Origin of the sequence: uncultured Hymenobacter sp. (assembly GCF_964243305.1) — a bacterium.
Taxonomy (GTDB): Bacteria; Bacteroidota; Bacteroidia; order Cytophagales; family Hymenobacteraceae; genus Hymenobacter.
Window position 1 is genome coordinate 27,009 of record NZ_CAXTEF010000012.1, and the last position, 20,066, is coordinate 47,074.

Below are 20,066 nucleotides of genomic sequence, written 5' to 3' on the forward strand. Positions count from 1 at the left end.
TAGTTCTGCTTAAGGATGTCAGAAACTCGGATTATTTCCTATGAAAGCGAAGGTGAGCCGGAGAAATCATTTCCGTTCCGTGTGCCAGAAACGTCTTTTCGTATAGATGCACTAGGAATTAAGCGCTTGCATCAGACCCTGCTAAAATGGAGCGACGTTCAGACTGTGCAAGCTTGGATTACATCCGCAGATGGAGATTGGGGAATCGAAGAACATCACCTTATAAATATTATATACATAACTGGTGAAAGACTTTATGTAAATGATGTAGACGGTATGTATGGAAGTTTTAATTTGTTCGATGCTCTATGGGAAAATCTGCCGCATTTTTTACCTAGCGTTGCCGTTAACTGGAAAGATGCAGTATTAGCCGATTATCACCAGCACCTCAGACGACAAGATATATTAAATAGGTTCTCGTTTTCATGGTACCCTAACAAACCCGTGATATACCGGAAGTAGGGGCAACACTAGTTTAACCTGGTAAGCGGCCGGGCATTGTGTTGAATGCGGGAAATGATAACTGTATTCGCGTTCGGAATGCGATAGATGATACTATAGTCGCCACTGACCAGTTCCCGTGTGTGCCCATCGTTGAACTGCGGCGCCATCCGGCCGCTCTGCGGAAAGCTTATCAGGATGTCAGCGCGCTCGATTAGTTTGTCAATAAGCCGGTCAGCGTAGCCGTTTGAGAACTGGGTGTAGAACTCGCGCAACTGTTGCAAATCTTCAATGGCCGGATTTGACCAGACTATTTGCGCCATGATTTCACGATTTCCTTTACTTCTTCGTGCGTCTTAATTTCGCCGCGGTCAGCAGCGGCAAATCCCTCTTCGACCTTCTCAATAAAAATGAGCTTGTCCATCAGGACATCTATATCAAAATTTTCGGGCAAGGTATTCATTGCCTTTACGACTGCTTCCTTAGTCATGACGAGGTTGGTTTAGTTGGTTAAATATACAGGTTAGCTGCAACATGATGCTTCGGCGGTCAGGAACTGGTATCCGAAAAATCCTTTCCAAAGCCCGCCCATCCTACCTATCTTTGCCGACCTTCCTCACCCCGCCCAAAACCCGCCTTTTAACTCTCCCCTTATGAAGTTCATCGTCTCGTCTTCCGCCTTGCTCAAGCAGCTGCAGAGCATCAATGGCGTGGTCACGAACAACCCCGTGGTGCCCATTCTGGAGAACTTTCTCTTCGAGATTGAGGGCGGCAAGCTCACCATCACGGCCTCGGACCTGGAGACGAGCATGATAACCGAACTGCCCGTGGAGGCGCGCGACGCCGGGCGTATTGCCGCCCCGGCCCGCATCCTGCTCGACACGCTCAAGAACCTGCCCGACCAGCCCGTGACTTTCACCCTGGACGAGGAAACCTACACCATCGAAATCGGCTCGGCCAACGGGCGCTACAAGCTGGCCGGCGAAAACGCAACTGACTTTCCCCGCGTGCCGGTCGTGAAGGGCTCGGCGCCACTGGAAATTCCCTCGTCGTCGCTGGCGCGGGCAATCAACAAAACCATTTTTGCCGTCAGCACCGACGAGCTGCGGCCGGCCATGACGGGCGTACTTATCCAATTGGCTGACAACCAGGTAACATTCGTGGCCACTGACGGGCACCGCCTGCTGCGCTACCGCCGGCAGGACGTGGGCGCCGGCCAAACGGCCAACCTCATCGTGCCGCGCAAGGCCTTCAACTTGCTCAAGAGCGCTTTGCCCAGCGAGACCACGCCGGTGAAAGTGGAATTCAACCAGAGCAACGCCTTTTTCTCGTTTAATCAGATGCGCCTTGTGTGCCGCCTGATTGATGAGCGCTACCCCGACTACGAGAACGTAATTCCGGTCAGCAACCCTAACAAGCTCATTATCAACCGCCAGGAGCTGCTCAGCTCGGTGCGCCGCATCAGCATCTATTCCAACAAAACCACGCATCAGGTGCGCCTGCGCCTGGCGGGCTCCGAGCTGACGGTTTCGGCCGAAGACCTAGATTTCAGCAACGAGGCCAACGAGCGCCTGGCCTGCCAGTACGACGGCGAGGACATGGAGATTGGCTTCAACGCCCGCTTCCTGCTCGAAATGCTCAATAATATCGACGCCGACGAAATCACCTTGGAGCTGAGCACGCCCAACCGCGCCGGCCTGCTCATGCCGACCGTGGCCGATGAGAATGAAAGCATCCTGATGCTGGTGATGCCGGTGATGCTGAATAACTACGTTTGACCACAGATTAAACGGATTTTAACGGATTAAACGGATTATTTGGGGGCTCGCGCTGGGTAATTCCTGGCACGCTCTGGCAGGCACTGGTAGGCCATGCTGGTCCTTGGTAGATTTGTTCCAGCCTTTATTATTCGTCATCGAGTCGGGCCCCCAAATAATCCGTTTAATCCGTTAAAATCCGTTTAATCTGTGGTCAAATCAGAAATACGGTTCAGCATTGCGCTGGACGATAAGAAAGTGCCCGAGGCCATTAGTTGGTCGGCCACCGATGCGGGGCCGGATATTCACTTTGCCAAGGCGATGAACATTGCCCTCTGGGACCGGGAGCAGGCGGGCACGATGAAAATCGACCTCTGGACCAAGGACATGCCCGTCGATGAAATGAAACGCTTTTGCGTTGATAACATCGGCTCGATGGCCGAGAACATCATCACGGCGACCAATGACAAGAAGATGGCCGAGATGATGCGGGCGCTCTGCAAGCAGCTCTCGGAGTACCTGGATGAGCAGGAAAGCGAGCAGCGCACCGAGCCGCTGCAATAGGTTTCCCTACCCCCGTCCAAAAAGCCAAAGCCCCCTCAGCAGTTGAAGGGGGCTTTGGCTTTTTGGACGGGGGTAGGGAAACCTAGCGGGCGTTGCGGCCCAGGTTGCCGGCAGGGCGGCTGACGGGCTTGGTGCGGGCCGGCCCAATCGTGGCGTCGTTGGCGCGGACGGGGGTAGGGTTTTGCACTGAGTTGACCAGCGCGGCCGTGGCGGCACTGTTGGCATAGTCGCGGTCGTACTTACTGTAAGCGGCGCGCGTTTCGTAGTAGCTGGAATACTGGTCGGTGCTGAGCACGGCCTGTAGCTCCTGGTCGCGCTCGCGGTACACAGCGCTGGCCTGCTGGTCGATAGCCTTCTGGTTGCCGGCGTTCTTGCGTTCAATGGCCGCCATTTTCGCTGCCTTGTCTTCGTTGATGGCCCGCACCCGGGCCGATTGGTAGCCGTTGAGGCGCAGCTGCCGGGCCATGCGAGTGCTGAGGCGCTCGGCACGGGCTTGCACCGGGTTCAGGCGGGGGGACGACTGCGTTTGGTCCCGCACCATGACGGGCCCCCCAACCGGCGGGGCCTGCTGCGCGACTGCGGCGGCCGCGGGCGCCAGGAGCAGCAGCGCGGCAAAAGCGAGTTTCGAGTTCATCGTCTGAGGAGTTTAGAGTTTGTAACGAGCCCGGATGCAAGGACCAGGCCAGCGCCTGACGGGGATTGGGCTACTCCTGGCATCCGGGCCGGCTGTTCCTTAACGATGAAAACGGGGGGCTGGTTCGGCCTGCCCAAGCCCGCCCTGAGCCTGGCAAGCAACAGTTTAAAGACTTAAGAAAAGCTATTTATGGCCTCTGCGGAGCCTTAAAAGTGGTTGCGCCACATCATGCTTTCCACGGGCCGGTCGCTGCGCTCGTTGTATTTGGCGCTGGCTTTGTGGTGGTAGAGCGTCTCGACGGTGCCCTGCACGGTGAAGTAGATGAGCTGGCCAATGGGCATCCCGCGGTACACGCGCACGGGCATGGAAACGCTGATTTCCAGGGTCCAGTGGTTGCAAAAGCCCACGTCGCCCTTGCCGGCGGTGGCGTGAATATCGATGCCGAGGCGCCCGACGCTGCTCTTGCCTTCCAGAAACGGCACTGTGGCGTGGGTTTCAGTGTACTCGTCGGTCACGCCCAGGTAAAGGCGGCCGGGTTGCAGCACGTAGCCGCCGTGCTCGTCAATCTCGAAGGTGTCAATTTGGTTGTGGCGGCGGGCGTCAAGCACTTCGTCGCGGTAGGTGGCCAGGTAGCGGCCCAGGTGCACGTCGTAGGAGTTGGTGCCCAGGCAGCTGGCGTCGTAGGGCTCAATAACGATGGTGCCGCGCTGCATCTCAGCGCGGATTTGCTGGTCGGTCAGAATCATTTTTTTGTAGGAGATTAAAAGGCAATCATGCGGAGCGCGGCGAAGCATCTGGTGGGCAGCAGTAGCTTAATTGTGAGGTTAACCTGATTACTTCCTCACGCCAGATGCTTCGCTGCGCTCCGCATGATTGCCTTTTAATCATTTTTAATTAGCTTCCTCGTCATCGTAATGGTCTTCTTCCAGGCCGGAGCTGGTTTCGCGGCGGAAGCGGGTGCGCAGGCTGGGGCCCGGCTCTTCTTCGGGCAGGCCGGGCAGCTCATTGAGGCGGCGCCGGAAGGCGGGCAGCACGCTGGTGAGCAGATAGAGCAGCAGCAGCGTGCTGGTCAAACTCAGCAGTAGCGTGAGGTAGTCGAGCCAGTCGTGGGGCACGGCGGGGCGGGCCGCGGCGGGCGCCGCAAAGCTGGGGCTGGTATCGTCGTCGGCGTCAGTTGTGGCTTGGCGGGCTTCGTCGGCTGAAGGGGGGGTAGGGGCGGGCTCAGCGTTGGTCGTGAGCGGCACCGAGCTGACGGGCGCCTCATCGGGCTCAGCGGCGGGGCTGCTGGGCTCGGCCGAGGCGTTGAACTGGGCCGTGGCCTGGCGGATGTAGCGCTGCTCGGCCCGGATGAGGGCCACGCGCTCGTCGCGGGGCAGGCCGCGGATGAAGAACTCGAAATTCTTATCCCGCAGGATGCCGTTGAGCTGCCGCTGAAACTCGGCCAGCGTGAGTTGCCCGTTGCCGAAGCGGGTTTTGTAGCGCTCGGCCACGCCGTTGTAGTTCAGGAAGAGCTGCTTCAGGGCCGGGTTTTCGGCGAAGCCGTCGAAGGCGCGGCGGGCGGCGGCGGTGCGCAGGCTTTCCGGGAATTTCTGGCGCGTAAATGTCTTGTCGTACACCGTCTCGAAGGTGCGATAGTTCAGCTCGTCCACAGTGCGGTCGAACAGGCGCTTGTTGGCCTGGGCCGGCGTTTCGGACTGCGCCAGTAGTACGCCGGGGAGCAGGAGCAGGAAGAATAAACAGCGTTTCAACATGCCGGCAAAGGTCGGGCTAAAATTTAACGCAAAGTTTAGAAGAAGTAAAAAGTAAGTTTCGCAAAGTGAGTCCGGCTTTTGCGAAACTTACTTTTTACTTCTTCTAAACTTTGCGTTAAAGCTGATGCGCTTCTATCAGCGACTCGCGGCAGGCCGTCAGGTACTTATCCACCAACTCGTCGTCAATAGCCGTGGAAATAAACAGCGACTCGTACATCGACGGCGGCAGGTAGAGGCCGCGCTCCAGCATGGCGTGGAAGTAGCGGCCGAAAGCCACCGTATCCGAGCGCTTGGCGTCGTCCAGATTATTTACCGGCGCCGACGTGAAGAACAAGCTGAACATTGAGCCGACTTGGTTCACGGTATAGCCCAGGCCCAGCTCGGCCGCGATTTGGCGGGTGCCGTCGGCCAGGCGGGCGGTGGTCGCCTCCAACTGTTGGTAGAGGCCGGGGTTGTCGCGCAGGTGGCGCAGCTGGGCAATGCCGGCGGCCGTGGCCAGCGGGTTGCCCGAGAGCGTGCCGGCCTGGTAGACTTTGCCGGCCGGCGCCACCTGGTTCATAATATCGGCCCTACCCCCGTAGGCGCCCACGGGCAGGCCACCGCCGATAATTTTGCCCAGCGTGGTCATATCGGGCGTCACGCCAAACCGCTCCTGCGCGCCGCCCGGCGCGAGGCGGAAGCCGGTCATCACCTCATCGAAAATGAGCACGATGCCGTGCCGGGTGCACAGCTCGCGCAGTCCCTGCAAAAAACCGGGGGTAGGGATTACCAGGCCCATATTGCCCACCACCGGCTCCAGGATGAGGGCGGCAATCTGGCCGGGGTTGGCGTCGATGACGCGCTCGACGGCCGCCAAGTCATTGTAAGCCACCGTGAGCGTATCCCGAGCGACGCCCACGGGCACGCCGGGCGAGTCGGGCGCGCCCAGGGTGAGGGCGCCGGAGCCAGCTGCAATCAGAAACGAGTCGCCGTGGCCGTGGTAGCAGCCCTCGAACTTGAGAATTTTGTCGCGCCCCGTGTAGCCGCGCGCCACCCGGATGGCCGACATGCAGGCCTCAGTGCCGGAGTTTACCAGGCGCACTTTCTCGACGCTGGGCACCATTTCGATGATTAATTCGGCCATCTCAACTTCGCGCCGGGTGGGCGTGCCAAAAGAGAGCGAGTGCGGCAGGGCCTGGCGCACGGCCTCCAGCACCACTTCGGGCGCATGGCCCAGAATCATTGGGCCCCAGGAGTTAATGAAATCCACGTAGCGGTTGCCGTCCACGTCGGTCAGCCAGGCGCCCTGCGCCGATTGCATGAACACCGGCGTGCCGCCCACCCCCCGGAAGGCGCGCACCGGCGAGTTGACGCCCCCCGGAATCAGGGGTTGGGCGCGGGCAAACAGCTCGTCACTGGTTGGGCAGTTGCGGGTGGGCAGGGGGGTAGGGCCAGCCGTGGGCTGGCTGGTCATATCAATCTGGCTCTGGCTGGTGGTGTTTGGCATAATCAAGCAAAAGAGGCGCGAAGGCATTGAGCACTGGCAGGGGGGTAGGGAAGCCAAAATGCCGGCACTGGCTTCGCTAAAGCGCTAAGAAACAAACTAGTAGAGGCAAATGGCTTACTCGTGAGCCGGGGCGGCGCTGGGCCGGCCCGATTCGAGATGATGCAGGATGCCGGCCGTGGTCACGATGGCGCCAAACTCGTCGTGCAGGCTGGCCAGGGCGGTTTGGTGGATGAGGTCGGCGCTGAACGCCTCGCCGTTCGGTCCTTTTTTGTTGAACGTCGCGCAGGCATTGCCCACCAGATACACCCGGAAGCCCAGGTTGCCGGCCATGCGGGTGGTGGTTGAGACGCAGTGGTCGGTGGTGAGCCCGGCGATGACGAGCGTGGTCAGGCCCTGCTCGCGCAGCTGCCGCTCCAAATCGGTGCCGATGAAGGCGCTGTTGACGTTTTTCGGGATGATGGTTTCGCCGGGCAGCGGCGCTACTTCGGGCTTGAAGGCATTGCCGGGCTGGCCCGGCGCCAGCGGCGAACCGGGCGTGGTGGAGTTGTGCTGCACGTGAAAAACCGGCAGATGATGCGCGCGCCAGTAGGCCAGCAGCCGGGCCGCGTTGACTTCGGCGTCAGGGTTGTTGCGCTCGCCGCCCCAGTGGGCTAGGTCATCAAAAGCCTGCTGAATATCAATCAGCAGCAGCGCGGGCGCGGGGCCGGACGAGAAGAGCATAGGAGAGCTTGAAAGAAGGAGCGGAAACAGAAGGAATTGGCCAGCAATTGGTCCGCGGGCAGGCGTTAGCGTAACCTACCGGGGTAGGGGTGGGTTCAGTACCTGCACGTCGAGGCGCTCCAGCTTGGTGAAGGGCACGTGCTGGTTGTCGTGGGCGCCGTCGGGGTAGCCCAGGCCTGAAAACACGGCGCCCGGCACTACCGGCTCGACGCTCAGCCCGGCCTGAAAGCTGGGGCCGTACTGGTGCAAAAGCTGGCCGAAGTAGAGCAGCAGCTCGTAGCCAGTGCCGGCGAAGACGCTGGGCGGCAGGCGCTGCCGCTCCAGGTACTGCGCCCGAAAGCGGCGGTAGCCGGGGGCCGCCGCGTCGAAGTACTTGGGATGAACAAGGTAGGTGACGCCGGTGCCCAGCTGCGTGGGCTCCAGGCGGGGGCTGTCGAGCCAGGCGCCAGGCGCCAGCAGCGCCGGCCGCTGGGCGGCCGGCACGGCGCGCAGCGCAGTGAACGTCTGGCGGCCGGCGCGGTAACTGTCCGACGCCACCACGATGTGGCCGGCGCCGGCTAGGTCGAGGCCGGCAAAGGCGGCGGCCACTGACTCATCCGCGGCGGGGTTAAACGGCCGCCGGGCCGCGACCCGGCCGCCCAGGGCCTCGTAGGCAACCTGATAGGCCAGGGCAAAATCCGCCTCGTCCTTGCTGTCTTCGTGCAGAATGATAGCCGGCCTACCCCCCCCCACCGTGCTGAACGCGAACTGGGCGGCCTCGCGCCCTTGCGTGGTGGCGCTGGCCGAGAACAGGTAGTGCCAGGGGTTGTCGGCCACCAGGGCGGCATCCTGCGAGAGCGGATTGACGCAGGCAATCTGGTGCTGCTGGGCGTAGCGGGCCAGCAGCCGGGCGCCGGACTTGTAAATCGGCCCCACCAGCAAATCCATGCCCGCCAGCTCGGGCAGGGCCAGCACGCCCTTGAGCGTGAGCGTGTCGGCGCCGGTGTCGTAGGCAAAGAGCTGCACCGGCCGGCCGGCGCGCTGCAAGGAGTCCTGGGCCAGGCGCAGGCCGGCGTAGAGGTCGGTCACGAACTGGTTTTTGCGCTGGGTCTGCCAACTCGGGTCGTTCAGCTCGAAGGGCAGCAGCACGGCCACGTTGTAGCTGGCCTTGCGCGCCGCGCGGGGGGTAGGGCGGATGACATAGCGGCGGCGGTCGAGGCTGAAGCGCGCCACAAGCTGGTCAAGCTGGGCGCGGTCAGTTTCGCTACCGGCGGCCACCAGAAACTCGGCCGCCGCCCGGCCCAGCGCGGCATCCTGGGGGTGGCGGGCCAGCAGGCGCTGCCAGGTAGCGCGGTCCTTGAGGCGGGGCAGGTAGGCGGCTTTGAGGTTTTCGCGCTCGGCGGCCAGCGTGGTGTCGGGCAGCTCCGTCAGGGCGCGCAGGGCGGTATCGAAGTCGCTTTGCTCAAACGAGACCTGGCCTTGCAGCAGCAGGACGTCGGGCAAATTGGGGTAGGTGGGATATTCGTGGCGCAGCAGGTTGAGCAGCTGCTCGGCCTCAGCCCACTGGCTTAGGCGGGTGGCAGCCACGGCGCTGAGGTAGGTGGCATCGGCGGCGCGGGCAAAGCGGGCGTCGGGCGCGGTGAGCGGCTCCAGCTCGCGCCGGGCCATCTCGAAGTTGTCTTGGTCGAGGGCCGTTTTGCCCAGGCGGTAGTGCGCGCCCTGCTCGCCGGGCGGGTAGCGGCGCGGCGCGGCCGGCGCGGCGGGCGCCCCCGAAGCGGCGGGCCTGGGGAGGGCAGGCTTGGAAGCGGCGGACTTCGGGGCCGCGGGCGAAGCCATTGGCTTAGCCGCTGTTGGCTTGGCCGTCGGGCTGGCTGCTGGTTTGGCGGCGGGCGCCTGGGCCAAGGCCGCCAGCGGCGGCAGCCAAAGCCCCAGACAAATCAGCGCCAACCAACGCCAACGAGTAAAGGTGAGCAACATCGAAAGAAACAAGGTGAGCGGCCCGGCAAAAGTACGCAGGGGCAGGGTCGCCGACTGCCAGGTCGGCGCGAAAGCCAGTTCTTAAAAGCCAGCTCTTAGAAAACTACTTTTATCAGTGATAGTAAAACTTTCATCATCCAAAGGTGTTGCTAGCTTTGCGAAGCAGAAATTACTGGTCTGTTCTTCCGCTCCGTATGCTTCCTACCCTGCACCCTGACCTCAACGAGCACCTCTACCTGCGCGACCCGCAGGACACGGCCCTCGGCCGCCGCCTGCTGGCCGAGAGCGTGCGCCTGCTCGATGAGCTTGGCTTTGAGGCGTTTACTTTCAAGAAGCTGGCGGCGGCGATGGGCTCTACGGAGGCCTCGCTCTACCGCTACTTTGAAAACAAGCACCGTCTGCTAAATTACCTGGTGAGCTGGCACTGGGCCTGGCTGCGCTTCCGGGTGCGCTTTGCCCTGCACAACGTGGCCGACCCGCGCCAACGCCTGCACTTGGCCCTGGCCACAGTCTGCGAGGCTGGCACCGACGATCCCGCCACGCCCGACCTCGACGAAGCTGCTCTCTACCGCGTGGTGGTGGCTGAGGCCAGCAAAGCCTACCTGACCAAGGAAGTGGATGCCGACAATCAGGCGGGCTTTTTTCGCGAGTACAAGTGCCTGGTTGCTGACCTGGCGGAGGTGGTGCGGGCCATCAATCCCGCCTACCCCCATCCGCACGCGCTGGTCAGCACTCTGGTTGAGTCGGCGCGCAAGCAGTCCTTCTTCGCCCAGCATTTGCCCTCCCTCACCGACGGCGGCGAGGTGCTGGCCTTCCTGGAGCAGCTGGCACTGAGCGTCTTACAATAGTGATTAGCGGCTAATGGCTGACAACTAGTGTCGGCTTTATTTTCCTAAACACTGAGAACATTAATCACTAATCGTTAATCACTAACTAAATGGCCGATTCCGCCGCTCTTTCCCCGGTTCAACGCCTGTTTCGCCTGCTGCTGGCCGAGCGGGCCGACATCACTTACCTCTACGTGTACGCCGCCCTGGCCGGCGCCATCAGCCTGAGCTTGCCGCTGGGCGTGCAGTCGGTGATTGGCTTTGTGAGCAGCGGGGCCGTCAGCACCTCGCTGGTGGTGCTGATTGGGCTGATTGTGCTGGGCACGGCGCTGGTCGGGGGCTTGCAGATTATGCAGGTATACCTGGTCGAGTACATTCAGCAGCGCCTGATGGCGCGCGTGGCCCTCGATTTTGCCGTGCGCCTGCCCCGCGTGCGGCCCGAGGCCCTGAAGGGTGAATACCTGCCCGAGCTGATGAACCGCCTGCTCGACGTGCCGACCCTGCAGAAAGGCCTGGCCACGATGCTGGTCGAGTTTTCGGCCGCCGCGCTCCAGATTTTGTTCGGGCTGGTGCTGCTTTCCTTTTACCACCCCATTTTCATCGCCTTCGGGCTGGTGCTGGTCGGGCTGCTCTACGCCCTGCTTGCCATCACCGGGCCCAAGGGCCTGCGCACCAGTATAGTAGAGAGCCAGTACAAGTACCGCATCGTGGCCTGGCTCGAAGACGTGGCTCGCACGGTGGGCAGCTTCCGGCTGCCCGCCCGGCAGGGCCTGGCCCTGGGCCGCACCGACGAGCTGCTGGGCGGCTACCTGGCCGCCCGCGGCGCCCACTTCCGGGTGCTCGTGGCGCAGTCCTGGGGCTTCGTGCTCTTCAAAACCCTGATTACGGCTGCTCTGCTCGGCATCGGCTGCTACCTGCTCATCAGCAAGCAGCTCAACATCGGCCAGTTCGTGGCAGCCGAAATCGTTATTATTCTCACCATCAACGCCGTTGAAAAGCTCATTTTGAAAATCGACGTGGTATATGACGCCCTGACGGCGCTCGACAAAATCGGCCACGTGCTCGACCTGGAAGCTGCGGCGCCCGCCCGCGGCACGGCGGCCTTGCCGCGAACGGGGGGGGTAGGGACTAGTCTGGATGCGGCTTCGGCCGCCGCGCCCGGCCTGGCCGTGGAAGTGCGCGGGCTCTCGTATTCCTATCCCGGCGGCCCGCGCCCGGTGCTCGATGGCGTCTCCTTCGCCCTGATGCCCGGCCAGCACCTGGCCCTGGTCGGGGCCGATGGCGCCGGCAAAACCACGCTGCTGCATCTGCTGGCCGGTCAGCTGGTGGGCTACACCGGCCAGGTGGCCTACGCCGGCCTGCCGCTGCCCGACCTGAGCCCCGACGCGCTGGCCGCCGCCGTGGGCGAAAGCCTGAGCCACCAGCACCTGTTTTCGGGCACCGTGCTCGAAAACATCACCCTCAATCAGCCCTTGCTCACCTCGGCCGACGCGGCCTGGGCCGTGGAGCTGGTGGGGCTGCGCGACGACCTCTACGCCCGGCCCGACGGGCTGCAGACCAGGGTCGGGCCGGGCTATTCGCTCGGTGCCGGCGCCACCGAGAAGCTGCTGCTGGCCCGCGCCGTGGTGGGGCGCCCGCGCCTGCTGCTGCTCGACCAGCTGCTACCGACCGCCCCGCTGGCCGAGCGCACCCGCGTGCTGCGCCGCCTGCTGGCCCCCGCCATGCCCTGGACCCTGATTCTGGGCACCACCCAGCCCGAGCTGCTGGCCCTGCTCTCCCGCGTGGCCGTGCTCGAAGAGGGCCGGATGGTCGCCGAAGGACCCTGGTCGGAAGTCCAGCATTCGCCTGCCCTGCGCGCGCTGGTCGCCGCTTAAGGGCGGTAGCACAAACCCTGTTGGCTGCGAGTAGGGGGTAGGAGCCGCGATTCGACCCGCGAATTACCGAATCCGCGCTGCGTCTGCCCAACTCATACCTTATAACTCATAATTCATAACTAAAGAAGATGCCTTTCGCTGAACATCCCGACCCCGAAACCCACCCCGAGGCGGGCCGCTTCACCGCCTTTGCGCGGGCGCGCACGCCGCAGGCGGGGCGCACGCTGGCGCGCTGGGCCGGCGGCCTGGGCCTGCTGGTGCTGCTGACCGGGTTTCTGCCCTGGACCCAGAACATTCGCTCGACCGGCCAACTGACCACGCTGCGCCCCCAGGACCGCCCCCAGACCGTGCCGAGCACCATCGGCGGGCGCATTAAAAGCTGGCGCGTGCAGGAGGGCCAGCTGGTGCAGAAAGGCGACACGCTGGCCGAAATCGTTGAAATCAAGGACAAGTACTTCGACCCCGAGCTGCTGCTGCGCACCCGCGAGCAGCTCGAAGCCAAGATTGCCGGCCTGCGCGAGAACGAAGCCAAAACCCAGGCCCTCGGCGGCCAGCAGGTGGCCCTGCGCCTGGGTTTGCAAGCCAGCCTGAGCAAGGCCCGCAACAAGGTGCGCCAGGCCGACCTGAAAGTGCGCTCGGACCGCGCCGAGCTGGTGGCGGCCGAGGCGGACTACGCCATTGCCCAGCGCCAGCAGGAGCGCCAGGAGTTTCTGTATAAGCAAGGGCTGAAAAGCCTGACCGAGCTGGAGCAGCGCCGCCTCAAGTTTCAGGAGAGCACCGCCAAGCTGCAAGCCGTGCAAAACAAGCTGGCCGCCTCACGCCAGGATTCGCTTAGCGCGCGCATCGAGTTGCAGTCGCTCGACGCCGACTATGCCGACAAGCTGGCCAAGAGCGAGAGCGAGCGGCGCTCGGCTACGGGCTACCAGTTCAGCACGGAAGGCGAGATTGCCAAAATGCGCAACGAGCTGGCCAACCTCCGCATCCGGGCCGGCTACTACTTCATCACCGCGCCCCAGACCGGCTACGTAGTGCGGGCCCTGAAACAGGGCGAGGGCGAAATCGTGAAGGAAGGCGAGGACCTGGTGACCATGATGCCGGCCAACCCGCGCCTGGCCGCCGAGCTGTACGTCAAGCCGATGGACGTGCCCCTCTTGCGGGTGGGCCGGCGCGTGCGCCTGCAATTCGATGGCTGGCCGGCGCTGGTGTTCACGGGCTGGCCGGGCTCTTCATTCGGCACGTTCGGCGGCGTGGTGCAGGTCATTGACAACATTGACTCGCAGGGCCAGTACCGGGTGCTGGTGACTCACGAACCCGGCACCGAAGCCTGGCCCGCGCCGCTGCGCGTGGGCTCGGGCGTCTACGGCTGGGCCCTGCTCGACGACGTGTCGGTGTGGTACGAGCTGTGGCGCCAAATCAATGGCTTTCCCCCCAACTACGTAGGCGACGCGGCGGCCTATCCGGCCGGCGTGGCGGCGAAGGGGAGCAAGGAAGGGAAAGCGGCTAAAAGTGAAAGATATGGGAATGAGGAATAAAACACTTTGGACGCCCCGTTGTGCCTTTGCCACTCTGCTGCTCTTTTTCCTACCCCTGCTCGCCGCCCCAATCCGGGCCCAGACCCCGGCTGCGCCCGCCGACTCAACCCAGCTCTCCCACGCCGATTTTCTCAACCTCGTGGGCCAGCATCATCCCGTGGCCCGGCAGGCGGCCCTGAACCCCCAGCGGGCGCAGCAGGAAATCCGGCAGGCCCGCGGCGGCTTCGACCCCAGCGTGAGCGCCAAGTACTACGGCAAGGAGTTCAAGGAGAAAGCGTACTTCCACGACTGGGAAACGGCTCTGCGCATCCCCACCTGGTTTGGCGTCGACGTGAAGGCTGGCTGGGACCGCGGCGTGGGTCCCTACGTCAACCCCCAGGAGTACACGGCCAGCAGCGGCCTGAGCTACGTGGGCCTGAGCGTGCCGCTGGGCCAGGGCCTGCTGATTGACGAGCGCCGCACGGCCCTGCGCGTGGCCCAGGCCCTGGCCGGCCTGGCCGAAGCCGAGCGCCGCGGCATCCGCAACAAGCTCCTACTCAGCGCCAGCAAGGACTACTGGGACTGGGCCCTGGCCACCGAGCGCCTGCGCCTGCTCGCCCGCAACGAGCAGGTGGCGGCCGTGCGCTTCCGCGCCACCCGCCAGCGCGTGCAGGCCGGCGATTTAGCTGCCATCGACTCGGTGGAGGCGCTGGCCGAGCTGCAAAACCGCCAGGGCCAGCGCGTGGCCGCCCGCGTGCAGTGGCAAAATGCCGCGCTGGTTGTCTCTACTTACCTCTGGGATGCCGAAGGGCGCCCGCGCGAGCTGCCGCCCGGCGCCCGGCCCCAGCCGCTGCCCGCCGCCCCGGCCTGGCGCGCCCTACCCCCCGATACGCTGGCAAGCCTCACGGCCCAGGCCCAGCAGCTCCACCCCGATTTGCTTAAAACCCGCGTCAAGCAGGTGCAGCTGGGCCTGGAAAACCGCCTGCTGCTCAACAAGCTGCTGCCCAAGCTCAGTTTCGACTACAACCTGCTTTTGCCCGGCCAGCCGTTTGGGCTCGAAGGCCGGCCGCAGGTCTTCCAGGGCGGCTACTCGGTCAATAACTACAAGCTCGGCCTGAGCCTTTCCTACCCCCTGCTTTTGCGCGCCGAGCGGGCCAAGCGCCAGCTCAATCAGCTCAAGCTCCGCGACGCCGGCTTTCAATTGGACCAGGACCAGCGCCAGGTCGGCAACGCCCTGCAAAGTGCCGCCAACGACTGGCAGGCCCTGCTGGAACAGCTGCGCATTCAGCAACAGGCTACCCTCAACTACCAGCGCCTGCGCGACGGCGAGGTTTTGCGCTTCGAGGCCGGCGAGAGCACCGTGTTTCTCATCAACTCCCGCGAAGCCAGCCTGCTGGCGGCCCGCCAGAAGCTGGCCGAGCTGCAAGCCAAGTACGCCCAAACCCAGGCCCAGCTGCGCTACGCGGCCGGCGGGGGGTAGGGAAATAGCCCGCTGAGCGCTGGCGCCCGGTCTGAACTCTGCCGTTCCTATCTTCGCTTCATGCCTACCCCTCCCGCCGTCTCTGCCCCCGACCTGCGCCCGCGCCTGCCGCTGCTGCTGACGCTGGGCGCCTCGCTGGCTCTGAGTCTGGGCCTGGTGCTGGGCCGGGTGCTGCTCTCGCACGAGTTCAAGTTTTTCTTTCTGCTCTGGAATCTGTTTCTGGCCGCCATTCCCTTTGTGCTCAGCTCCTTGCTGGCCGTGGCGCGGGGCCCGCTGCGGGCGCGGGTGCTGCTGCCGGTGGGCGCGGTGTGGCTCCTGTTTTTTCCCAACGCGCCCTATCTGCTCACCGACCTATTCCATTTGCAGCCCCGGCCGGCCGTGCCCTACTGGTACGATTTGGCCCTCATCCTGAGCTGTGCCTGGAACGGGCTGATGCTGGCCTATGCCTCCCTCACCGACATGCAGGCGCTGGTGCGGTGCCGGCTCGGGGCGACGGCGGGCTGGATATTTGCCGCGCTGGCCCTCACGCTGGGCTCGTTCGGCATCTACCTCGGCCGCTACCTGCGCTTCAACTCCTGGGACGTGCTCACCAACCCCGTGGCCTTGTTCTACGACATCCTCAACCGCATCGTGCACCCCTTCGGCTTCCCCGGCACCTGGGGCGTGACGCTAGTATTCGCCGTGTTTCTGCTGCTAGGGTATCTGACGGTGCGGCAGCTGGGGCGGGGGTAGGGAAGTAATTTCAAATGAAGCTCTACACTATAATCGCCTAGTGGAAAGGCGGCAGACGAAATACAAGCTATTCCAGAATGGCTGGCGCGGCTAGACGAATTTCCAATTCCTGGTTTCGGGCCTGCTACAAGAAAAAGAATAAAACGGGAGATTGAATCTGACCTTCAAACAGGCGACAACCCAGTTTCGCTTAAAGGCTTGGCCAATGTTGGTTTTGGTCACTTTTAGTCCGTAACTCCCTGATGATACTATCAATAGTTTGCACACTAAGACCAGAAGATGCTAGATAGCTCGCCCTGGCTTCGCCTGCTCTCCGCCCGCCGCTACCCCGACCGTCCCGCCGAGGCCGCGCAGCCCGGCCGCTCCCCGTATCTGGCGGATTACGACCGGGTCGTGTTCAGCTCGGCGTTTCGGCGCTTGCAGCGCAAGACGCAGGTCATGCCGCTGCCCGAAACCGACTTCGTGCACACCCGCCTCACGCACTCGCTCGAAACGGCCTGCGTGGGCCGTTCGCTGGGCCGGCTCTCGGCCCGGCGCCTGCTGGAGCAGCAGCCGGAGCTGAGCCAGACGCTGCCGGAGTTCGACCAGGACTGCGGCGACATCGTGGCCGCCGCCTGCCTGGCCCACGACATCGGCAACCCGCCCTTCGGCCACTCCGGCGAGGATGCCATCTCGGCTTACTTCGGCTCCCGCGAAGCCGAACGATTTATTACCAACCTGACCGATGCCGAGCGGGCCGACTTGCTGCACTTTGAGGGCAACGCGGCCGGCTTTCGCATCCTCACCCACACCTACGCCGCCCATAATACTGGTTCAGCAGGATTGGGGCTGACGTATGCCACGCTGGGCGCGTTCACGAAGTATCCGCGGCCGTCAATTGTAGAAAGTGCCGCGAAAACCGGCGGCGCGAGCGAGAAGAAGTACGGACATTTTCAAACCGAGAATGCCCGCTTCAAGCTCGTGGCCGAGGAGCTGGGCTTGCGAGGCAAAGATGCGCCAGCCGGCTACTACCACCGCCACCCGCTGGCCTTTCTGGTGGAAGCAGCCGACGACCTCTGCTACCGCATCATTGACTTTGAAGATGGCCTCAAGCTGGGCCTGATTGATGAGCAGCGCGGCCTGGGCCTGTTGCGTAACATGCTGGGCGACAGCGCCGAGCGTCCGCGCAGCCTGCGCTGGCACGACTGGCGCGAGGAGCTGGGCTACCTGCGCGCGCGCCTCATCGGCAAGCTCGTGGACGAGACGGCCACGCTCTTCGCCCAGCACGCGCCGACCATGCTGAGCGGCAGGTATGACGCGCCGCTCATCAAGGAAATCAGCTGCTACCCGGACCTTCAGGAAGTGCAGCACCTGAGCATCGAGAAGCTCTACCGCAGCCGGCCGGTGCTGGAAATCGAGGCGGCCGGCTTCGAGGTGCTCGGCGGCCTGCTCGATGCTTTCTTGGGCGCCATCTTCGACCGCCAGCAAAATCACCGCTCGCGCAAGCTGCTCGATTTGCTGCCCCCGCAGTACCGCGCTATCGGCCCGCAGGCGGGCGCCCCGGCCTACGAGCAGATTTTATTACTCACTGATTACGTGGCCGGTATGACTGACCAGAACGCGCTGAGCTTGTATAAAATCATCAAGGGCATTGAGCTGCCGAAAGGGTTTTAGGGCAGTAGCGCGGACTTGGTAGTCCGCGAGTGAATATTTTGCGCGGGGCTCGTTCACGCGCGAACTACCAAGTCCGCGCTACTGCCCAAACAGCTCATCGAGCAGCTCAAACAGCCAGACCCGCGCCCCGGCGCCATGCACGGCGAGGCCGCTAGTTAGTTCCTCAACGGTTTGCACGAATTGCCCACCGCCGGCCAGCTCGTGGCCTTCATAGCGCAGCATTTCGGCTACTAAATCTGCATCGACTTCCGGGTGGAACTGCACGCCTACCCCCCGTCCGAGCCGGAAACCCTGCACCGCGCAGGCCGCCGAGCTGCCCAGCGGCCCGGCGCCGGGCGGCAGCGTGAACGTCTCGCCGTGCCAGTGCAGCACCGTGATTGCGGCGGGGGAGGGGGGTAGGGAATCAGGGGGTGCGCTCAGCCGCACCGGGAACCAGCCGATTTCCAGCTCCGCGCCCGCCGTCACGGCGCCGCCCAGCGCCTCGGCCAGCAGCTGCGCGCCCAGGCAGATGCCCAGCACCGGCGCGCCCGCCGCCAGCGCCGCCCGGATAAACGCCTTTTCGGCCCGCAGCCAGGGCAGCTTGGCCGCATCGTGCACGCTCATCGGCCCGCCCAGAATCCCTACCCCCTCGCCCTGCCCCAAAGCCGGCAGCGCGTGCGGAGCCGCAAAAACCGGCCAGAGCCGCAGTTCGTGACCCCGCGCGGCGGCCCAGTCGGCCAGCAGGCCCGGCCCTTCGTGGGCCACGTGCTGCAAAACGTGAATCAGCATAAGACAATCCCAATTCTCAAACTACAACGCAACCAAGCTGAAAGGCGCGGGCCCTCAAATAATCCGTTTAATCCGTTAAAATCTGTTTAATCTGTGGTCTTTATTCCCACTCAATCGTGGCCGGCGGCTTGCTCGAAATATCATACACCACGCGATTAATACCGCGCACCTGGTTGATGATTTTGTTGGAGACTTCGGCCAGAAACTCGTAGGGCAAATGCGCCCAGTCGGCAGTCATACCGTCCACGCTGGTCACGGCGCGCAGGGCCACGACGCGCTCGTAGGTGCGCTCGTCGCCCATCACGCCCACGCTCTGCACCGGCAAGAGCATGGCGCCGGCCTGCCAGACGTGCTCGTAGAGGCCGCGCTCCTTGAGCAGGTTGATGAACACGGCGTCGGCGCGCTGGAGCAAATCGACTTTCTCGGGCGTGATGTCGCCCAGGATGCGGATGCCCAGGCCGGGGCCGGGAAACGGGTGGCGATGCAGAATCTCTTCCGGCAGGCCCAGCGCGGCGCCCACCTCGCGCACCTCGTCCTTGAAGAGCATCCGCAGCGGCTCGACCACTTTCAGGTTCATCAGCTCGGGCAGGCCGCCCACGTTGTGGTGGCTTTTGATGGTCACGGCCGGGCCCTTCACCGAGACGGACTCAATCACGTCGGGGTAAATCGTGCCCTGTGCCAGCCAGCGGGCGCCCTCTACTTTGTGGGCTTCGCGGTCAAAGACCTCAATAAAAGTGCGGCCGATGGCCTTGCGCTTGCCTTCCGGGTCGCTGATGCCGGCCAGCGCGGCGTAGAACTCGGCGGCGGCATCTACGCCGGTCACGTTCAGGCCCAGGCCCTCGTAGGCCTTCAAAACCGAGGTAAACTCCTCCTGCCGCAGCAGGCCATTATCCACGAAAATGCCGTGCAGCCGCGGCCCGATGGCGCGGTGCAGCAGCAGCGCCGCCACGCTGCTGTCGACGCCGCCGGAGAGGCCCAGAATCACCTGGTCGGTCGGGCCGATGGTGGTTTGCAGCGCCGCCACGGCTGAATCCACGAAGTGCTCCGGCGTCCAGCTCTGCTCGCAGCCGCAGATATCGACCACGAAGTTTTTGAGCAGCAGCTTGCCTTCGTGGGTGTGCGTGACTTCGGGGTGAAATTGGATGCCGAACGTGGGTTGCCCCTCGATTTGGTAGGCGGCCACGGCCACGTCGGGCGTGCCGGCCAAGACCAGGAAGCCCGCCGGCAGGGTCTTGATGGTGTCGCCGTGCGACATCCAGACCGGCGAATCCAGGTGCATTCCGGCCAGCAGCGGATGGTGCTGATTGAGGTGGGTGAGCCGGGCGCGGCCGTACTCGCGGATGGTGGAGGGCAGCACCTCGCCGCCCTGCTGAAAGGCCAGCAGCTGCGCCCCGTAGCAAACGCCCAGCACCGGCACGTTACCTAAAAAGGCGCTCAAATCGGGGTTGGGCGCGCCGTCTTCGCGTACCGAGCACGGCGAGCCGGACAGGATGACGCCCCGCAAATCGGCGCGGTCGGCCAGCTGCGGGGCGTGGGTGAAGGGGTGAATCTCGCAGAACACGTTCAGCTCGCGCACGCGCCGGGCAATGAGCTGGGTGTACTGCGAGCCGAAGTCAAGGATGAGGATTTGCTGCATCAAGCAAAGGTAGCAGAACAGAAAAGCTCCCCTCCTTTTTTAAGGAGGGGACATTTTTGCGCAGCAAAAATCGGGGTGGTGCGCGTCGTTGAACAGGGAAGCCCGGCGGGTCTCTTAGAAAAAAGAAGGGGGTAGGGAATTGGGTGGCCTGGAAATGGCGCAGCGCAGAATTGTTGCGGCCGTTGCCGCCCTGTTCAACGACGCGCACCCCCCCCCATTTCTGCTGCGCCGGAACATCCCCTCCTTAAAAAAGGAGCGGAGCTTGTCGTTCCAGCT

The 20,066-nt window shown here is 63.5% G+C and carries 19 protein-coding genes; 9 read left to right on the plus strand and 10 right to left on the minus strand.

Annotation, left to right across the window (positions count from 1 at the left end; all coding sequences use genetic code 11):
* Window positions 1-15 precede the first annotated feature (15 nt).
* Window positions 16-462: a hypothetical protein gene (locus tag ACFE70_RS09200; protein WP_375417442.1), complete on the plus strand. Its 447-nt coding sequence runs from the start codon at window positions 16-18 to the stop codon at window positions 460-462.
* An 8-nt stretch (window positions 463-470) separates the two neighbouring features.
* On the opposite strand, the gene ACFE70_RS09205 is transcribed toward ACFE70_RS09200, so the two are convergent.
* Together ACFE70_RS09205 and ACFE70_RS09210 are read right to left on the minus strand one after the other, a co-directional pair.
* Window positions 471-764, minus strand: coding sequence for a type II toxin-antitoxin system RelE/ParE family toxin (locus ACFE70_RS09205; protein WP_375417443.1), 294 nt, complete (start codon window positions 762-764; stop codon window positions 471-473).
* The gene (locus ACFE70_RS09210) at window positions 752-931 is read right to left on the minus strand and encodes a hypothetical protein (protein ID WP_375417444.1); all 180 of its coding nucleotides are present in this window, start codon (window positions 929-931) and stop codon (window positions 752-754) included. Before ACFE70_RS09210 ends, ACFE70_RS09205 begins: the two co-directional genes overlap by 13 nt.
* 163 nt (window positions 932-1,094) lie before the next feature.
* Here ACFE70_RS09210 and dnaN point away from each other — a divergent pair, with 163 nt between their 5' ends.
* Window positions 1,095-2,219: a DNA polymerase III subunit beta gene (dnaN, locus tag ACFE70_RS09215; protein WP_375417445.1), complete on the plus strand. Its 1,125-nt coding sequence runs from the start codon at window positions 1,095-1,097 to the stop codon at window positions 2,217-2,219.
* 189 nt (window positions 2,220-2,408) lie between these two features.
* On the plus strand, window positions 2,409-2,762 hold the full coding sequence (gldC, locus tag ACFE70_RS09220) for a gliding motility protein GldC (protein ID WP_375417446.1): 354 nt from the start codon (window positions 2,409-2,411) through the stop codon (window positions 2,760-2,762).
* A gap of 82 nt (window positions 2,763-2,844) precedes the next feature.
* Here gldC and ACFE70_RS09225 read toward each other — a convergent pair whose 3' ends face one another.
* The 6 genes from ACFE70_RS09225 to ACFE70_RS09250 form a co-directional block, all read right to left on the minus strand.
* Window positions 2,845-3,396, minus strand: a complete 552-nt coding sequence (locus ACFE70_RS09225) for a hypothetical protein (protein WP_375417447.1) — start codon at window positions 3,394-3,396, stop codon at window positions 2,845-2,847.
* Between the two features lie 206 nt (window positions 3,397-3,602).
* Window positions 3,603-4,142, minus strand: coding sequence for a dCTP deaminase (gene dcd / locus ACFE70_RS09230; protein ID WP_375417448.1), 540 nt, complete (start codon window positions 4,140-4,142; stop codon window positions 3,603-3,605).
* A 144-nt stretch (window positions 4,143-4,286) separates the two neighbouring features.
* A complete protein-coding gene (locus ACFE70_RS09235) occupies window positions 4,287-5,147 on the minus strand; it encodes a hypothetical protein (protein ID WP_375417449.1) in 861 nt (286 codons plus the stop codon).
* A 115-nt stretch (window positions 5,148-5,262) separates the two neighbouring features.
* Window positions 5,263-6,600, minus strand: coding sequence for a glutamate-1-semialdehyde 2,1-aminomutase (gene hemL / locus ACFE70_RS09240; protein WP_375417515.1), 1,338 nt, complete (start codon window positions 6,598-6,600; stop codon window positions 5,263-5,265).
* A gap of 147 nt (window positions 6,601-6,747) precedes the next feature.
* On the minus strand, window positions 6,748-7,353 hold the full coding sequence (locus ACFE70_RS09245) for a cysteine hydrolase family protein (protein WP_375417450.1): 606 nt from the start codon (window positions 7,351-7,353) through the stop codon (window positions 6,748-6,750).
* Between the two features lie 75 nt (window positions 7,354-7,428).
* Complete coding sequence (locus ACFE70_RS09250) at window positions 7,429-9,309, minus strand: ABC transporter substrate-binding protein (protein WP_375417451.1); 1,881 nt, start codon at window positions 9,307-9,309, stop codon at window positions 7,429-7,431.
* A 194-nt stretch (window positions 9,310-9,503) separates the two neighbouring features.
* Between ACFE70_RS09250 and ACFE70_RS09255 the strand changes: the two genes are divergently transcribed.
* From ACFE70_RS09255 to dgt, 6 genes are all read left to right on the plus strand, one after another.
* Window positions 9,504-10,157: a TetR/AcrR family transcriptional regulator gene (locus ACFE70_RS09255; RefSeq protein ID WP_375417452.1), complete on the plus strand. Its 654-nt coding sequence runs from the start codon at window positions 9,504-9,506 to the stop codon at window positions 10,155-10,157.
* A gap of 89 nt (window positions 10,158-10,246) precedes the next feature.
* Window positions 10,247-12,010 (plus strand): peptidase domain-containing ABC transporter, encoded by a 1,764-nt coding sequence (locus ACFE70_RS09260; protein WP_375417453.1) that lies wholly within the window; start codon window positions 10,247-10,249, stop codon window positions 12,008-12,010.
* Window positions 12,011-12,138: 128 nt separating this feature from the next.
* Window positions 12,139-13,542, plus strand: a complete 1,404-nt coding sequence (locus ACFE70_RS09265; protein ID WP_375417454.1) for an HlyD family secretion protein — start codon at window positions 12,139-12,141, stop codon at window positions 13,540-13,542.
* On the plus strand, window positions 13,532-15,001 hold the full coding sequence (locus tag ACFE70_RS09270; RefSeq protein WP_375417455.1) for a TolC family protein: 1,470 nt from the start codon (window positions 13,532-13,534) through the stop codon (window positions 14,999-15,001). Before ACFE70_RS09265 ends, ACFE70_RS09270 begins: the two co-directional genes overlap by 11 nt.
* A gap of 60 nt (window positions 15,002-15,061) precedes the next feature.
* On the plus strand, window positions 15,062-15,733 hold the full coding sequence (locus ACFE70_RS09275; RefSeq protein ID WP_375417456.1) for a DUF1361 domain-containing protein: 672 nt from the start codon (window positions 15,062-15,064) through the stop codon (window positions 15,731-15,733).
* Between the two features lie 279 nt (window positions 15,734-16,012).
* Complete coding sequence (gene dgt / locus ACFE70_RS09280) at window positions 16,013-17,386, plus strand: dGTP triphosphohydrolase (RefSeq protein ID WP_375417457.1); 1,374 nt, start codon at window positions 16,013-16,015, stop codon at window positions 17,384-17,386.
* Window positions 17,387-17,464: 78 nt separating this feature from the next.
* On the opposite strand, the gene ACFE70_RS09285 is transcribed toward dgt, so the two are convergent.
* Together ACFE70_RS09285 and guaA are read right to left on the minus strand one after the other, a co-directional pair.
* Window positions 17,465-18,154 (minus strand): type 1 glutamine amidotransferase, encoded by a 690-nt coding sequence (locus tag ACFE70_RS09285; protein WP_375417458.1) that lies wholly within the window; start codon window positions 18,152-18,154, stop codon window positions 17,465-17,467.
* 100 nt (window positions 18,155-18,254) lie between these two features.
* Window positions 18,255-19,793, minus strand: a complete 1,539-nt coding sequence (gene guaA, locus ACFE70_RS09290) for a glutamine-hydrolyzing GMP synthase (protein ID WP_375417459.1) — start codon at window positions 19,791-19,793, stop codon at window positions 18,255-18,257.
* Between the last annotated feature and the right edge of the window lie 273 nt (window positions 19,794-20,066).

Bases quoted from the DNA above. Each gene is read 5' to 3' on its own strand.
- ACFE70_RS09275 (WP_375417456.1), top strand. From the start codon at position 15,062: ATGCCTACCCCTCCCGCCGTCTCTGCCCCCGACCTGCGCCCGCGCCTG.
- ACFE70_RS09210 (WP_375417444.1), bottom strand. From the start codon at position 931: ATGACTAAGGAAGCAGTCGTAAAGGCAATGAATACCTTGCCCGAAAAT.
- ACFE70_RS09250 (WP_375417451.1), bottom strand. From the start codon at position 9,309: ATGTTGCTCACCTTTACTCGTTGGCGTTGGTTGGCGCTGATTTGTCTG.
- dgt (WP_375417457.1), top strand. From the start codon at position 16,013: ATGCTAGATAGCTCGCCCTGGCTTCGCCTGCTCTCCGCCCGCCGCTAC.
- ACFE70_RS09255 (WP_375417452.1), top strand. From the start codon at position 9,504: ATGCTTCCTACCCTGCACCCTGACCTCAACGAGCACCTCTACCTGCGC.
- ACFE70_RS09235 (WP_375417449.1), bottom strand. From the start codon at position 5,147: ATGTTGAAACGCTGTTTATTCTTCCTGCTCCTGCTCCCCGGCGTACTA.
- dnaN (WP_375417445.1), top strand. From the start codon at position 1,095: ATGAAGTTCATCGTCTCGTCTTCCGCCTTGCTCAAGCAGCTGCAGAGC.
- dcd (WP_375417448.1), bottom strand. From the start codon at position 4,142: ATGATTCTGACCGACCAGCAAATCCGCGCTGAGATGCAGCGCGGCACC.
- ACFE70_RS09260 (WP_375417453.1), top strand. From the start codon at position 10,247: ATGGCCGATTCCGCCGCTCTTTCCCCGGTTCAACGCCTGTTTCGCCTG.
- ACFE70_RS09200 (WP_375417442.1), top strand. From the start codon at position 16: ATGTCAGAAACTCGGATTATTTCCTATGAAAGCGAAGGTGAGCCGGAG.
- ACFE70_RS09245 (WP_375417450.1), bottom strand. From the start codon at position 7,353: ATGCTCTTCTCGTCCGGCCCCGCGCCCGCGCTGCTGCTGATTGATATT.
- ACFE70_RS09205 (WP_375417443.1), bottom strand. From the start codon at position 764: ATGGCGCAAATAGTCTGGTCAAATCCGGCCATTGAAGATTTGCAACAG.
- ACFE70_RS09225 (WP_375417447.1), bottom strand. From the start codon at position 3,396: ATGAACTCGAAACTCGCTTTTGCCGCGCTGCTGCTCCTGGCGCCCGCG.
- ACFE70_RS09285 (WP_375417458.1), bottom strand. From the start codon at position 18,154: ATGCTGATTCACGTTTTGCAGCACGTGGCCCACGAAGGGCCGGGCCTG.
- ACFE70_RS09270 (WP_375417455.1), top strand. From the start codon at position 13,532: ATGAGGAATAAAACACTTTGGACGCCCCGTTGTGCCTTTGCCACTCTG.
- hemL (WP_375417515.1), bottom strand. From the start codon at position 6,600: ATGACCAGCCAGCCCACGGCTGGCCCTACCCCCCTGCCCACCCGCAAC.
- ACFE70_RS09265 (WP_375417454.1), top strand. From the start codon at position 12,139: ATGCCTTTCGCTGAACATCCCGACCCCGAAACCCACCCCGAGGCGGGC.